The 13,323-nt window shown below is 65.9% G+C and carries 13 protein-coding genes; 8 read left to right on the forward strand and 5 right to left on the reverse strand.

What is annotated here, in order from left to right:
* Positions 1 to 8 precede the first annotated feature (8 nt).
* Positions 9 to 1,166: an autotransporter outer membrane beta-barrel domain-containing protein gene (locus ACNJYD_RS21595; RefSeq protein WP_439363247.1), complete on the reverse strand. Its 1,158-nt coding sequence runs from the start codon at positions 1,164 to 1,166 to the stop codon at positions 9 to 11.
* A 378-nt stretch (positions 1,167 to 1,544) separates the two neighbouring features.
* Between ACNJYD_RS21595 and ACNJYD_RS21600 the strand changes: the two genes are divergently transcribed.
* Entirely contained in the window at positions 1,545 to 1,751 is a 207-nt protein-coding gene (locus ACNJYD_RS21600) for a cold-shock protein (protein WP_024338088.1), read from the forward strand.
* 220 nt (positions 1,752 to 1,971) lie between these two features.
* Here ACNJYD_RS21600 and purN read toward each other — a convergent pair whose 3' ends face one another.
* Positions 1,972 to 2,625, reverse strand: coding sequence for a phosphoribosylglycinamide formyltransferase (gene purN, locus ACNJYD_RS21605; RefSeq protein WP_439363248.1), 654 nt, complete (start codon positions 2,623 to 2,625; stop codon positions 1,972 to 1,974).
* Positions 2,625 to 3,698, reverse strand: a complete 1,074-nt coding sequence (gene purM, locus ACNJYD_RS21610) for a phosphoribosylformylglycinamidine cyclo-ligase (protein WP_172786483.1) — start codon at positions 3,696 to 3,698, stop codon at positions 2,625 to 2,627. Before purM ends, purN begins: the two co-directional genes overlap by 1 nt.
* Before the next feature lie 155 nt (positions 3,699 to 3,853).
* Here purM and ACNJYD_RS21615 point away from each other — a divergent pair, with 155 nt between their 5' ends.
* The 4 genes from ACNJYD_RS21615 (at position 3,854) to ppx (ending at position 9,017) form a co-directional block, all read left to right on the forward strand.
* The gene (locus tag ACNJYD_RS21615; RefSeq protein WP_172786482.1) at positions 3,854 to 4,396 is read left to right on the forward strand and encodes a CDP-alcohol phosphatidyltransferase family protein; all 543 of its coding nucleotides are present in this window, start codon (positions 3,854 to 3,856) and stop codon (positions 4,394 to 4,396) included.
* A 91-nt stretch (positions 4,397 to 4,487) separates the two neighbouring features.
* Positions 4,488 to 5,165, forward strand: a complete 678-nt coding sequence (locus ACNJYD_RS21620; protein ID WP_439363249.1) for a chromosomal replication initiator DnaA — start codon at positions 4,488 to 4,490, stop codon at positions 5,163 to 5,165.
* 144 nt (positions 5,166 to 5,309) lie between these two features.
* Positions 5,310 to 7,499, forward strand: a complete 2,190-nt coding sequence (locus tag ACNJYD_RS21625; RefSeq protein WP_172786517.1) for an RNA degradosome polyphosphate kinase — start codon at positions 5,310 to 5,312, stop codon at positions 7,497 to 7,499.
* A gap of 15 nt (positions 7,500 to 7,514) precedes the next feature.
* Positions 7,515 to 9,017 (forward strand): exopolyphosphatase, encoded by a 1,503-nt coding sequence (gene ppx / locus ACNJYD_RS21630; RefSeq protein ID WP_172786480.1) that lies wholly within the window; start codon positions 7,515 to 7,517, stop codon positions 9,015 to 9,017.
* A 61-nt stretch (positions 9,018 to 9,078) separates the two neighbouring features.
* Here the strand turns inward: ppx and ACNJYD_RS21635 are convergent, their stop codons facing one another.
* Together ACNJYD_RS21635 and ndk are read right to left on the reverse strand one after the other, a co-directional pair.
* On the reverse strand, positions 9,079 to 9,939 hold the full coding sequence (locus tag ACNJYD_RS21635; RefSeq protein WP_172786479.1) for a TerC family protein: 861 nt from the start codon (positions 9,937 to 9,939) through the stop codon (positions 9,079 to 9,081).
* Between the two features lie 41 nt (positions 9,940 to 9,980).
* Positions 9,981 to 10,403: a nucleoside-diphosphate kinase gene (ndk, locus tag ACNJYD_RS21640; protein ID WP_025035862.1), complete on the reverse strand. Its 423-nt coding sequence runs from the start codon at positions 10,401 to 10,403 to the stop codon at positions 9,981 to 9,983.
* A 315-nt stretch (positions 10,404 to 10,718) separates the two neighbouring features.
* On the opposite strand from ndk, the gene ACNJYD_RS21645 reads away from it, so the two are divergent.
* The 3 genes from ACNJYD_RS21645 (at position 10,719) to ACNJYD_RS21655 (ending at position 13,267) form a co-directional block, all read left to right on the forward strand.
* Positions 10,719 to 10,973, forward strand: coding sequence for a sulfur globule protein precursor (locus ACNJYD_RS21645; protein ID WP_172786478.1), 255 nt, complete (start codon positions 10,719 to 10,721; stop codon positions 10,971 to 10,973).
* Between the two features lie 214 nt (positions 10,974 to 11,187).
* Entirely contained in the window at positions 11,188 to 11,361 is a 174-nt protein-coding gene (locus ACNJYD_RS21650; RefSeq protein ID WP_172786477.1) for a hypothetical protein, read from the forward strand.
* A 46-nt stretch (positions 11,362 to 11,407) separates the two neighbouring features.
* Positions 11,408 to 13,267: an ABC-F family ATP-binding cassette domain-containing protein gene (locus tag ACNJYD_RS21655; RefSeq protein WP_439363250.1), complete on the forward strand. Its 1,860-nt coding sequence runs from the start codon at positions 11,408 to 11,410 to the stop codon at positions 13,265 to 13,267.
* Positions 13,268 to 13,323: the final 56 nt, after the last annotated feature.

The following is a 13,323-nucleotide window of genomic DNA, read 5'->3' on the forward strand; positions in this document are numbered from 1 at the left end:
GCGTCAGCTCACCATTTGTATTCGAAGCCGATTGTGCCCTGGTGCGAGGTGAGCTCGTTGCGGAACTTGCCGTCGTAATTGACGTAGAGCCGAGCCACGTTGGTCAGGCTGAGCGAAGCCGAGGCACCGGCATCCGCGCCGTAACGGCTCTCGCCGATGCCGGGAACGATGATGTTCTGGGCGCCCAGGCTGACCTGGATGGATCCCAGGTCCTGGTGGAAATTGTCGACGAACTTGCCGTAGGCCGAGAGGTCCAGGATCTTCTGGTCGATAATGAAGTAGCGGCCGATCTCCGCCCCGATCATGATGCGCGCGCGCGAGAGCGCCGTCGCGCCGACGTTGAGCGGGTCGAGCCCGCCGGACTCACTGAACGAGGCGCTGGTGGCGCGCACATATTCCAGCGCGCCCTTCGGCACGATGCGCATCTGGTCCTTGGTCCAGTAATAGCTGATCTCGGTCAGCGCGCCGTCGACGGCGGCGCGATAGCCCGCGGTCGCAAGGCCAAGGCCGGTGTCGCGGCTGGAATGGACCTTGCCGAAGCCGTGCACCACCGCAAAGGCCCAGGTCCACGGGCCCTTGTCGACCGAGCCGCTGAAGCCGAGCTGGGTCAGGTCGAGCGTTGCGGATTGCAGCGCCAGCGGCACGTCGATGTCGGTGTGGCTGTGGTCGACCGAGAATCCGATGTTGACGCCGGGTGCGAGCCGCGCGCCGAAACCGGCGACGCCGCCAAAGGTCTTGCGCTTGTCGCCGACGAAATCGCCTTGCGCATCAGTCCGGACCGAGAGGCCGTAGCCCTCGAACCAGGTGCGGTAGCGGGGATCTTCCGTGCCCGCCGAGGCACCGCCGCCGCCCGGATTGGTGCGGAACGCCCGGTTGACGCCGCCGGATGCCTGGTTGCCGAGCCGCTCCAGAAAGCCCGAGCCGAGATTGAGCGCGCTGTTGCCGGCTGACCGATCCTGATTGGTCGAGGTCGGCGACGGAATCGGCGTCGGCGTCGGGGTGGGTGTCGGGGTGGGTGTCGGCGTCGGGCTTTGCGCGAAGCTGGGGCTCACCGCCGCCATGGTCACGACCAGCGCAAACGCCATCGCAAGCGCAGCGGCGATCCGGCGGACGCGGTCCAGCCCGATCGTCTGCCGTGTCCCGGAGAGCTGCGCGGCGCAGCGCATGACCATGAATCCCGTAGCGAAGTGGCGGCGCGCAAAAATGCAACACGGTCTGCGGCGCTAGCGGCGATTTGTGCCGAACTGCCACGAGGGGTCAACCGGTCGGCGCATGACGGCCAAGGCTATTGCACTGATTGTGGTTCTGCTGCCACAGGTCGCAAATTGCGCTTGAAGGCAGCTGGCCTGGTCTTGAAATCCCCGCGCGGCTTGCTAGGCGACGATTTTCATGTTGCAATATCGGTCACAATCGGAATTGGCCGCTTGGCTGTGCGTTTCGCGACATTGCGCCTCAAGACTCGAACAGACTTCCGGAAGACCGTTTGTGGCGTGGCACGCGAAAAGCGGCCGCGTCTTTTTTATATCTAGTGGAGGAGACGAGCGATGCCGCAAAAGGGCACCGTCAAATGGTTCAACCCGACCAAGGGCTATGGGTTCATCAAGCCGAACGGCGGCGACAAGGACGTGTTCGTCCACATCTCCGCGGTCGAGCGTGCCGGACTCTCCACCCTCAACGAGAACCAGGTGGTTGAATTCGACCTCGTGGAGAACCGCGGCAAGTCGTCCGCGGAAAACCTCAAGGTTTCCTGATGTCTCTCGCGGCAAGCGAGCGATCATGACGTTGCCCCCGGCTCTGCCGGGGGATCTTGTTTGGGGGCTCGCCCGTTGCGCGTAGGTTCATGGTTCGGCTCGCACGCGCCACATATTCCGTCATTGCGAGCGAAGCGAAGCAATCCAGAATCTTTCCGCGGAGCGATTCTGGATTGCTTCGTCGCAAGAGCTCCTCGCAATGACGGGACGGGGCGGCTCTTCAGCGCACCACCGGCGCAACCAAGAAATTCTCCGACGCCGCGCTTCCCGCCGTCTTGCAGACATCGCCCTCGATCCGGACCTTGCCGGTCGCGAGCAGCCGCAGCGCCTCGGGATAGATGCGGTGCTCGACTTCGAGGATGCGTTCGGACAGCGTTTCCGCAGTGTCGTGGTCGCTGACGGGAACCGCGCCCTGCATCACGATCGGGCCGGCATCGGTCTCGGGGATGACGAAGTGCACCGTCGCGCCGGACAGCTTGACGCCGGCGCGCAGGGCCTGGCCGTGCGGGTCGAGGCCGGGGAACGACGGCAGCAGCGACGGATGGATGTTGAGCATCCGCCCATACCAGGCTTTTGTGAACTCGGCCGTGAACAGGCGCATGAAGCCGCCCAGACAAATCAGCTCGATGCCGTGCTTGTCGAGCGCGGCCTGCAGCACCTTCTCGAAGCCGGCGCGGTCCTTGCCGAACGGCTTGCTCTCGATCACCTCCGTGGTCACGCCGCCCGCCCGGGCACGTTCGAGGCCGAGCGCATCGGCCTTGTTGGAGATGACGAGCGATATCTCCGCCGGAAAATCGGCGGCAGCGGCTGCCCTGATCAAGGCGGCCATGTTGGAGCCGCGCCCGGAAATCAGGATGGCGACGCGGCGCTTCATCACAGCGCCATGTCGAGATGGCCGTTATAGACGACGCGGTGCTCGCCCTCGGCCGGAATCACGGTGCCGAGCTGCGCCACGGTCTCGCCGGCGTCGGTGAAGACCTCGATCACCTTGTCGACCTTGTCGGGCTCGACGATCGCGATCATGCCGATGCCGCAATTGAAGGTGCGCAGCATTTCCAGCTCGGCAATGCCGGCCTGCGCGGCCAGCCATTTGAACACCGGCAGCACCGGCAGGCGTGCCAGATCGATGCCGACGCCGAGGTGCTTGGGCAGCACGCGCGGGATGTTGTCGGTGAAGCCGCCGCCGGTAATGTGGGCGAGCCCCTTCACCGCGCCGGTCTCCCGGATAACGCGCAGGCAGGATTTGACGTACAGCCTGGTCGGCGTCAGCAGCGCGCCGCCGAGCGTCATCACCGGCGCGAACGGCGCCTGCGCCTCGAAGCTGAGGCCCGACTGCTCGACGATCTTGCGGACCAGCGAGAAGCCGTTGGAATGCACGCCGGACGAAGCGAGACCGATCACGGCATCGCCCGCGGCGATGTCCTTTCGCGGCAACAACGTACCGCGCTCGGCGGCGCCGACGGCAAAGCCGCCGAGGTCGTAGTCGCCGTCCTTGTAGAGGCCGGGCATCTCGGCGGTTTCCCCGCCGATCAGCGCGCAGCCGGATTCGCGGCATCCTTCTGCAACGCCTGCGACGATCGCCGCAGTGGCCTCGGGGTCGAGCTTGCCGCAGGCGAAATAGTCCAGGAAAAACAGCGGCTCGGCGCCCTGCACCACGAGGTCGTTGACGCTCATGGCGACGAGGTCGATGCCGATGCCGCCATGCAGCCCGGTCTCGATCGCGATCTTGACCTTGGTGCCGACGCCGTCGGTCGCGGCCACGAGGACCGGATCCTTGAAGCCGGCCGCCTTGAGGTCGAACAGGCCGCCGAAGCCGCCGATCTCGGCATCGGCGCCCGGCCGTGCGGTGGCGCGCACCATCGGCTTGATCAGGTCGACCAGGCGGTTGCCCGCGTCGATATCGACGCCTGAATCGGCGTAAGTGAGGCCGTTTTTGCGGTCGGTCATGCCCGATTTCCAGTGGGTTTGCGGCTGGTTACGTCGAATTCCGGGGACGCGCAATGGCTCGCATGGCGCTCCCCGCTATACTATGTAGACATATCAACCGGTTCAGCCTGCAACGGGCCGGATTTGAGGTCAGAACCGGTGCCGGGAAGCGCTGCGTGAGTATTCCAAACATCATTACCCTGGGCCGCATCATGCTGGTCCCGATCATCGTCTGGGCCATCGTATCGAGCCAAATGGAGGTCGCGTTCGCCGTCTTCCTCATCGCCGGCATCAGCGATGCCGTGGACGGGTTCTTGGCCAAGCGCTTCAACATGACGAGCGAGCTGGGCGCCCTGCTTGATCCGCTCGCCGACAAGGCGCTGCTGGTCTCGATCTACATGGCGCTCGGCATCTGGGGCGCGATCCCGCGCTGGATCGTGATCCTGGTGGTCTCGCGCGACATCATGATCGTCGCCGCCGTGATCGTGTCCTGGCTGTTCGACCGGCCGGTCGAGATGAAGCCGTCGAAAGTGTCCAAGCTCAACACGGTCGCGCAAGTGGCGTTCGCAGCCCTGGTGCTGGCGGCGCTTGCCTTCGGCTTCAAGCCCGCGCCCTATGATATCATCCTGATGGGTCTCGTCACGGTCCTCACGCTCTCCTCCGTGTCGCTCTATCTCGTCGAGTGGCTGCGGCACATGAGCACGATCGAGGCCAAATGAAAGTGGAAGCGGCCTCGTAAAGGCCATCTCCGCTCGATCAAATCGAATTCTCTTCGAACCGGCCGGCGCGCCGGCATGGAGCAAAGCAAGCGTGGCAGGCCGCGTTCATCCCCGACAATTGGCGTTTGCACTTCCGCATGCGGAGAGCCTCAGCCGGGACAACTTCCTCGAAGGCCCCGCCAACGCGGCCGGTCTCGGCCTGATCGACAGCTGGCCGGAATGGCCGAACCGGATCATGTGGCTGGCGGGCCCGGAGGGCAGCGGCAAGAGCCATCTCGCCGCGATCTGGGCCGAGGACGCTGGCGCCCGTTCGACCACCGCCAATGCGCTGACCGCGGCGGCCGTGCCCGGCGCGCTCGCCACCGGCGCGCTAGTGGTCGAGGATCTCAAGGCTGGGGACTTCGACGAGCGCGCCCTGTTTCACCTGATGAATCTCGGCCGCGAGGACGGCGCCTACCTCCTCTTCACCGGGCGCGAGGCACCGGCCGCGCTTCAGATCGAGCTTCGCGACCTGCGCTCGCGCCTGCGGGCCGTTCCGGTGGTCACGCTGCTGCTGCCCGACGACCAGCTGTTCCGCGGCCTCATCGTCAAGTTCTGCGCCGACCGCCAGCTCAATGTGGACGAGAGCGTGGTCGGCTACCTCGCCAACCGCCTGGAACGGTCCTCGGCCGCCGCCCGGCGGGCCATCGAGTTGCTCGACAGCGAAGCCCTGCGGCTCGGCCGTCCCGTCACCCGGGCACTGGCCGCCGAGCTGCTCCGGGACGCCTGACCGGCTCGCAGGCCTCCCTGAAGCCCGCTTGACGCGGGGCGGCGGCGGAACATCAATGTCATCGAAACGTCATCGCTCTAACACATGCTCCCGCCGATTTTGCGCTTAAGTCGCAATTGGGTGAACTGGATGGACCGACTTCTGATGGACTCTGCGCAAGCTCTTGAAACCAAAGAGAAAGCCCCGGAAACCGAGGGCCTCCCGGCAATCGCGTCCAGCCCCGAGCGGTTCATCAACCGCGAGCTGTCCTGGCTGCATTTCAACCGCCGCGTCCTGGAGGAATCGGTCAACCCCAGCCACCCCGTGCTGGAGCGGGTGCGATTCCTGTCGATTTCGGCGAATAACCTCGACGAGTTCTTCATGGTCCGCGTTGCCGGCATCAAGGCCCAGGTGCGCGAGGGCATTGCCGAACGCAGCCCCGACGGCCTGACGCCGTCCGAGCAGCTCGCGCTGATCAACCGCACCGTCTCCCAGCTCGCCTCCGACCAGCAGGCGATCTGGCGCGACCTGCGCGGCACGCTGGCCGATGTCGGCATCGTGCTGGTCGACGGCAAGGACGTCACCAAGGCTGAACGGACCTGGATCGAGGACTACTTCCTCAACAACGTGTTCCCGCTGCTGACGCCGCTGGCGATCGATCCGGCCCACCCCTTCCCGTTCATTCCGAGCCTCGGCTTCACCATCGCGCTGCACCTCACGCGCGCCGCCGACGGCAAGCAGATGAACGCGCTGATCCGCATGCCCGGCAAGATCGACCGCTTCATCCGCCTGCCGGCGGAGGGCACGGTGCGCCTGATCTCGCTGGAACAGGCCACCGCCCTGTTCATCAATCGCCTGTTCCCCGGCTACAATCTGCACGGCCATGGCGCCTTCCGGATCATTCGCGACTCCGAGCTCGAAATCGAGGAAGAGGCCGAAGACCTCGTCCGCCTGTTCGAGACCGCGCTGAAGCGCCGCCGCCGCGGATCGGTGATCCGGCTCGAGATCGACGCCAAGATGCCGGAGGAGCTGCGCAGCTTCGTGCAGCACGCGCTCTCGGCCGCCGACGACGAGGTGTTCCTGGTCGACGGCGTGCAGGCGATGAACGAGCTCTCGCAGCTGACCCGGCTCGACCGCCCCGACCTCGAATTCACCCCTTACGTGCCGCGCCATCCCGAACGCGTGCGCGAGCATGGCGGTGACATCTTTGCCGCGATCCGGCAGAAGGACCTGATCGTCCATCATCCCTATGAGTCGTTCGACGTCGTCGTGCAGTTCCTGCAGCAGGCCACGCGCGACCCCGATGTCGTCGCGATCAAGCAGACCCTCTACCGCACCTCCAACAACTCACCGATCGTGCGCGCGCTCGCCGAAGCGGCTGAAGCCGGCAAATCCGTCACTGCACTGATCGAGCTGAAAGCGCGGTTCGACGAGGAAGCCAACATCCGCTGGGCGCGCGATCTCGAACGCGCCGGCGTGCAGGTCGTCTACGGCTTCCTCGAACTGAAGACGCACGCAAAGCTCTCGATGGTGGTGCGCCGCGAGGGCGGCAGCCTGACGACCTACGTCCACACCGGCACCGGCAACTATCACCCGGTCACCGCGCGCATCTACACCGACCTTTCCTACTTCACCTCGGACCCGACCATCGGCCGCGATGCCGCACGCGTGTTCAATTTCATCACCGGCTATGCCGCGCCGAGCGATCTGGAAAAGATGGCCGTGTCGCCGCTGACCTTGCGCAAGCGCATCATCGAGCACATCCAGGGCGAGACCGCGCATGCGCGGCACGGCCGTCCGGGCGCGGTCTGGATGAAGATGAATGCGCTGGTCGACCCCGACATCATCGATGCGCTCTACGAGGCGTCCCAGGCCGGCGTCCAGGTCGAGCTCGTGGTGCGCGGTATCTGCTGCCTCAGGCCCGGCATTCCCGGCCTGTCGGAGAACATCCGCGTCAAGTCGATCATCGGCCGCTTCCTGGAACATGGCCGAATCTACTGCTTCGGCATGGGCCAGGGCCTGCCGAGCGCGAAAGCGGCTGTGTATATCTCCTCTGCCGACATGATGCCGCGAAACCTCGACCGCCGCGTCGAGGTGCTGTGTCCGCTGCAAAATCCGACGGTGCATCAGCAGGTTCTCGAACAGATTATGGTCGCGAACCTGAAGGACAATGAGCAGAGCTGGCAGTTGTTGCCGGATGGGTCTTCAACGCGTATGAAGACCGCGAAGGGCGAGGAGCCTTTCAACGTCCACAACTACTTCATGACGAATCCGAGTCTGTCTGGCCGTGGAAAGTCGCTCAAGGAATCCTCGCCGCGTCGTCTCACGCGCCGGAACGAACGCCATCAATCCTGATCGGGGATTTGCGACGTGAAGCGGCCGCGCAAGCGCGGCTCGAGCGTCGCGGTTATCGACATCGGCTCCAACTCGGTCCGCCTCGTCGTCTACGAGGCGCTGGCGCGCAGCCTCATCCCGATCTTCAACGAGAAGACGCTGTGCGGCCTCGGACGCGAGGTGCAGAGCACGGGCCTGCTTGCGCCCGACGCCGTCGACAAGGCGCTGACCTCGCTGAAACGGTTTCGCGCGCTCTGCCGGGTGATGCAGGTCGGACGCGTGTTCGCGATCGCGACCGCGGCGTGCCGCGACGCCTCCAACGGTCCTGATTTCATCGCCAAGGCCGAGCGCATCTGCGCGGTGAAGATCGAGATCCTGTCGGGCCCGCGGGAGGCGCGGCTCTCGGCGCTCGGCGTGATCTCCGGCATCCACCTCCCCGACGGCATCGTCGGCGACCTCGGCGGCGGCTCGCTGGAGCTGATCGACGTGCGCAGGAACGCGGTGCGCAGCGGCGTGACGTTGCCGCTCGGCGGTCTCGCGCTCCAGGATCTCGCGCACAAATCGCTCAAGCGTGCCGATCGCATCGTGCGCGAGGAGATCGACGAGGTGCCGCAGCTGACTGCAGGCCGCGGCCGCACCTTCTACGCCGTCGGCGGCACCTGGCGCGCGCTCGCGCGCATCCACATCATCCAGAGCGGCTATCCGCTCCAGGTGATGCACGGCTATTCCATCCCGGCTGCTGAAGCGCTCGACTTCTCGCGCCGCCTGCGGCGCCTCGCCGCCGCCAACATGCTTGCCGACATCGAGATCGTCGCCGATGCGCGGCGCCCTCTCCTCACCTATGCGGCGCTGGTGCTCGAGCACATCATCCGGGTCGCAAAACCCAAGACGATCGTGTTCTCGACCTTCGGCGTGCGCGAGGGCCTGCTGCACGAGAAGCTGTCGGAGTCCGAACGGACCAAGGACGGGCTGATCTGCGCGGCCGAGGAGCTGAACCAGCTGCTGTCGCGTTCAGCCAAACACGCGCGGGAGCTGATCGCCTGGACCGACCGCCTGGTGCGCGTCGTCAAGCTGCGCGAGACGGAAGAGGACCGTCGCCTCCGCCACACCGCTTGCCTGCTCTCCGACATCGGCTGGCGCGTGCATCCCGATCATCGCGGCGAACAGACGCTCAGCCTCGTCGTCAACGGCAATTTCGGCGCGATCACCCACACCGAACGCGCCTTCGTCGGCCTGTCGGTGTTCTATCGCTATGCCGGCCTCAGCGAGGAGAACCAGCCGCCGGCCACCATGCAGGAGCTGCTGACGCCGGCGCAACTCGAACGCGCGCGCCTCCTGGGCGCTGCATTCCGCGTCGCGCATCTGATCTCGGCCGCACGTCCCGGCGTGCTGCCCGCCACGCATTTCCGCAGCCAGGGCCGCAAATTGATGCTGGTGTTCGAGCACCGGCTCGGCGACCTCGTCGCCGATCGCGTCGGCAGCCGCTTCCGTCAGCTCGCCCGCCTGATCGGCCGCTCGGGATCGATCGTGCGGCGCTGACAATGGCGGCGAGTGCTCGCCTCTCCCTGCGGGAGAGCTGAACAGCAATCCTCGGAAAACTCTATTCCGCCGAAGCCTTGGCGTGCTGCTCGGAGGATGCCAGCGCGACGGCGGTCAGCCTGCGCCGGCGCCAGATGGTGCCGACCACCAGCACGACGAGGACGCCGAGTGCGGCGCAGAGAAATTCGGGGCCGGCCCCGCCATGGCCGAATTGCGGCGGGATGCGGAATACCCCCAGCATGGCGTCGAGCGAGGCGCCGAACGGGCCCTCGAACAGCGCGTGCAGTCGCGGCGCGACGCCGGGATCGGTCGCGATCACCTCGCCCGAGATCCAGCCGAGCAATGCCGCGCCAGCCCAGACCAGGACCGGCAGCTTTTCCAGCAGCGCCATGATCAGCGCCGCGCCGGCGACGATCAGCGGCACGCTGATGGCAAGGCCGAGGATCAGCAGAGGCACGCTGCCATTGGCCGCGGCGGCGACCGCAATGACGTTGTCGAGACTCATGACGATGTCGGCGACCACGACAATCTGGATCGCCTGCCACAGATGCGCGGCAGCGTCGACGTCGTCATCGTCATCGTGTTCCGGCACCAGGAGCTTGGCCGCGATCACGATCAGCGCAAGGCCGCCGACCAGCTTGAGATACGGCAACTCCATCAGTGTGGCGACGATACCGGTGAAGATGATCCGCAGCATCACCGCTGCGCCGGCACCGAAGATCATGCCCCACAGCCGATGCCGCGGCGACAGGCCGCGGCACGCGAGCGCGATCACCAGCGCATTGTCGCCGGAGAGCAGGATGTTGATCCAGATGATCTTGCCGACCGCGATCCAGAAGGTCGGCGCAGCCATCTCGTTGCGGAACTGGGTGAAGAATGCCCCGATCGTAGCGGGATCGAAGATCTGCCAGAGCCAGTCCACAATGAGTCCTTTCGCCCGTTGTTTCTAACCTGCCGGCTGGATCAGCCGACGATCTCGTTGCCCGAGAAGAACTGCGCGATCTCGATCGCGGCGGTCTCCGGCGCATCCGAACCGTGCACCGAGTTCTCGCCGATCGACTTGGCGTAGAGCTTGCGCACGGTGCCCTCGGCGGCCTTGGACGGATCGGTCGCGCCCATCACCTCGCGGTACTTGGCGATCGCGCCCTCGCCTTCCAGGACCTGAACCACGACCGGGCCGGAGGTCATGAACGCCACGAGCTCGCCGAAGAAGGGGCGCGCCTTGTGGACGGCGTAGAAGGTCTCGGCCTGCTCCTTGGTCATGCGGATGCGCTTCTGCGCCACGATGCGCAGGCCTGCCTTCTCGATCACGGCGTTGACCGCGCCGGTCAGGTTACGCTCGGTCGCGTCGGGCTTGATGATCGAGAACGTGCGTTCGATGGCCATAATATTGTCCTTGGGGAAGAAGGCGGGTGGTTGTCGAGTTGCGGGGCTTATATCGGCGCCTTTGCCGGACGGCAAGCGACCGCCGAAACGGCCTCACAGGCGCTTCGCCGCAGGCGGCCGGCGTCCGATTTCGGCTTGGATGACAACAATTTCACCCAGATGAACCCAATCTGAAACCGCCGTGAGGGTCCGGTTCAGCTTCGCCAGCGTAAGGTGGCTCCATCGAAACCAAAGCCTGATCGTCAGGCGGACCGTTTCGGAGGCCTTTCCATCGACGCGGATTCCCCCGCGCCGGGCAGTTTTGAGGAGATCACCATGTTGAGGAAACTTTCGCTTGCCGCTGTCGCCGCGGTTGCGCTCGGTGCCGCGCTGGCGCCGACCTCGGCCTCCGCTCATTGGCATGGCGGCGGCCCGGGCTGGCATGGCGGTGGCGGCTGGCACGGCGGCTACCGCTGGGGCGGTCCGCGCTACTATGCTCCCGTCTCCTACGGTTATGGCGGCTGCTATGTGCGCCGGCTGGTCCCGACCCCCTGGGGACCCCGCTGGCGGCTGATCAACCGCTGCTACTGAACCCGTCAGCACCTTTCGAAGGGTACCTAAGCCCCCCACGGTACCTGCCAAGAGAAGCCCCGGCGCCCCCTCGCCGGGGCTTTGCCTTTGAGCGGACAAGGCGCAGCTCATACAATTTTTACGAGAATGTCCGGCATTCCCTACAGCCGGCGAAACCATTTCGCCGGCAATGACTTGGTACCGTGTCTTTACTTCGAGAACACGGAACCTTGCGATGGCTGGGCCTTTTGCCAGTGACAGCGAACAGATCGACCGGCGCACCAGCCGCTCGATTTGCGATGCCGTGGGCGAACGGCTGCAGCAGAGCCTCCGGCCCGAGCCGCGCCTTCCGACCCATCTCGAGCAGCTCCTGAACGAGCTGCGGCGGCGTGAACGCGAGACGCACTGACGGAAAAACGGGTTGCGTTCGACGCGCCTTGCGGTGACAAGGCCGCATGCTCGCCATCAACGACCTCTCCATCCGCCTCGCCGGACGCCTTTTGATCGACCAGAGTTCCGTGCAGATCACGCCCGGATCGCGCGTCGGCCTGGTCGGACGCAACGGCACCGGCAAGTCGACGTTGTTCAAGGTGATCCGCGGCGAACTTGCGGCCGAGCACGGCTCGGTGACCCTGCCGCCGCGCTGGCGCATCGGCAGCCTGGCGCAGGAAGCGCCGAACGGCCCCGAAAGCCTGATCTCGGTCGTGCTCAAGGCCGACCTCGAACGCGACGCGCTGCTCACCGAGGCCGAGCACGCGACCGATCCGCACCGCATCGCCGAGATCCAGACCCGCCTCGTCGACATCGACGCCCACTCGGCGCCGAGCCGCGCGGCCGCGATTCTCTCCGGCCTCGGCTTCTCCGCCGCCGATCAGCTCCGCCCCTGCGCCGAATTCTCCGGCGGCTGGCGCATGCGCGTCGCGCTCGCCGCAACGCTGTTCGCGGCGCCCGACCTTCTGCTGCTCGACGAGCCCACCAACTATCTCGACCTCGAAGGCACGCTGTGGCTGGAGGATCACCTCGCGCATTATCCGCGCACGGTGATCGTGATCAGCCACGACCGCGACCTCCTGGAAAGCTCGGTCGACCAGATCCTGCATCTGGAGCGCGGCAAGCTCACGCTCTACAAGGGGTCTTATTCCTCGTTCGAGGAGCAGCGCGCCGCGCGCGAGCTGCTCGATGCCAAGGCGGTCAAGCGCCAGGAGGCCGAGCGCGCCCGCCTCCAGGCCTTCGTCGACCGCTTCAAGGCCAAGGCATCGAAAGCCCGGCAGGCACAGTCTCGCGTGAAAATGCTGGAGCGGCTGAAGCCGATCACGGCGCTGGTCACCGAGGACGTGCGGGAGATCAGCTTCCCGGCGCCGGAGAAGATCTTGTCGCCGCCGATCATTGCCGTCGACAACGCCTCGGTCGGCTACGATCCGGCGAGCCCGGTGCTGGGCCGCGTCACCTTGCGCATCGACAATGACGACCGCATCGCGCTGCTGGGCGCCAACGGCAACGGCAAGTCGACGCTGGTGAAACTGCTCGCCGGACGGCTCGCGCCTTTCTCGGGAAAAGTGACGCGCGCCGACAAGCTGTCGATCGCCTATTTCGCGCAGCATCAGCTCGATGAGCTGAACGAAGACGCCTCTGCCTACGATCACGTCCGCAAGCTGATGGGCGATGCGCCCGAGGCCAAGGTGCGCGCCCGCGCCGGCGCGATCGGCTTCTCCGGCAAGGCCGCCGACACCAAGGCCGGCAAATTGTCAGGCGGCGAGAAGGCGCGCCTCCTCCTGGGGCTTGCGACCTTCTTCGGACCGAACATGATCATCCTGGACGAGCCGACCAACCATCTCGACATCGACAGCCGCGGCGCGCTTGCGGAAGCGATCAACGAGTTTCCCGGCGCGGTGATCATGGTCTCGCACGACCGCTATCTGATCGAGGCCTGCGCCGATCGGCTCTGGATCGTCGCCGATCGCACCGTCACCAATTACGACGGCGATCTCGACGAGTATCGCCGCCTGGTGCTGTCGACGCGCAACGCCGAAGCCCCGCGCGAGCGCAGCGCGCCGCCTGAGAAGCCGCTGCGTCCAAGAGTGGACAATCGCGGCTCGCTGAAGAAGCGCATCGCCGAAGCCGAGGCCGAGATCGCGCGCGTCAGCGAGATCATCGCCAAGATCGACACGGCGCTGGCCCTGCCCGACATCTTCACGCGTGATCCCAAGCAGGCCGCGCAGCTGTCGAAGGCGCGCGCGAACGCGGCCGACGCGCTGGCGCGCGCCGAGGAGCAATGGCTGGAGGCGAGCGCGCAATTCGACGAGGCGGCGGGTTAGCGCCTCCACCGCGCGCCAACCAAACGTGCAAAACAACCCCATGCACAGTACCGGCA

It is taken from the genome of Bradyrhizobium sp. SPXBL-02 (genome assembly GCF_051853065.1).
Taxonomy (GTDB): domain Bacteria; phylum Pseudomonadota; class Alphaproteobacteria; order Rhizobiales; family Xanthobacteraceae; genus Bradyrhizobium.

What these genes read in the sequence shown, in the direction of transcription:
- ACNJYD_RS21595 (WP_439363247.1), bottom strand. Translation starts at nt 1,166, where the DNA reads ATGCGCTGCGCCGCGCAGCTCTCCGGGACACGGCAGACGATCGGGCTG.
- ACNJYD_RS21600 (WP_024338088.1), top strand. Translation starts at nt 1,545, where the DNA reads ATGCCGCAAAAGGGCACCGTCAAATGGTTCAACCCGACCAAGGGCTAT.
- purN (WP_439363248.1), bottom strand. Translation starts at nt 2,625, where the DNA reads ATGAAGCGCCGCGTCGCCATCCTGATTTCCGGGCGCGGCTCCAACATG.
- purM (WP_172786483.1), bottom strand. Translation starts at nt 3,698, where the DNA reads ATGACCGACCGCAAAAACGGCCTCACTTACGCCGATTCAGGCGTCGAT.
- ACNJYD_RS21625 (WP_172786517.1), top strand. Translation starts at nt 5,310, where the DNA reads ATGGACTCTGCGCAAGCTCTTGAAACCAAAGAGAAAGCCCCGGAAACC.
- ndk (WP_025035862.1), bottom strand. Translation starts at nt 10,403, where the DNA reads ATGGCCATCGAACGCACGTTCTCGATCATCAAGCCCGACGCGACCGAG.
- ACNJYD_RS21645 (WP_172786478.1), top strand. Translation starts at nt 10,719, where the DNA reads ATGTTGAGGAAACTTTCGCTTGCCGCTGTCGCCGCGGTTGCGCTCGGT.
- ACNJYD_RS21650 (WP_172786477.1), top strand. Translation starts at nt 11,188, where the DNA reads ATGGCTGGGCCTTTTGCCAGTGACAGCGAACAGATCGACCGGCGCACC.
- ACNJYD_RS21655 (WP_439363250.1), top strand. Translation starts at nt 11,408, where the DNA reads ATGCTCGCCATCAACGACCTCTCCATCCGCCTCGCCGGACGCCTTTTG.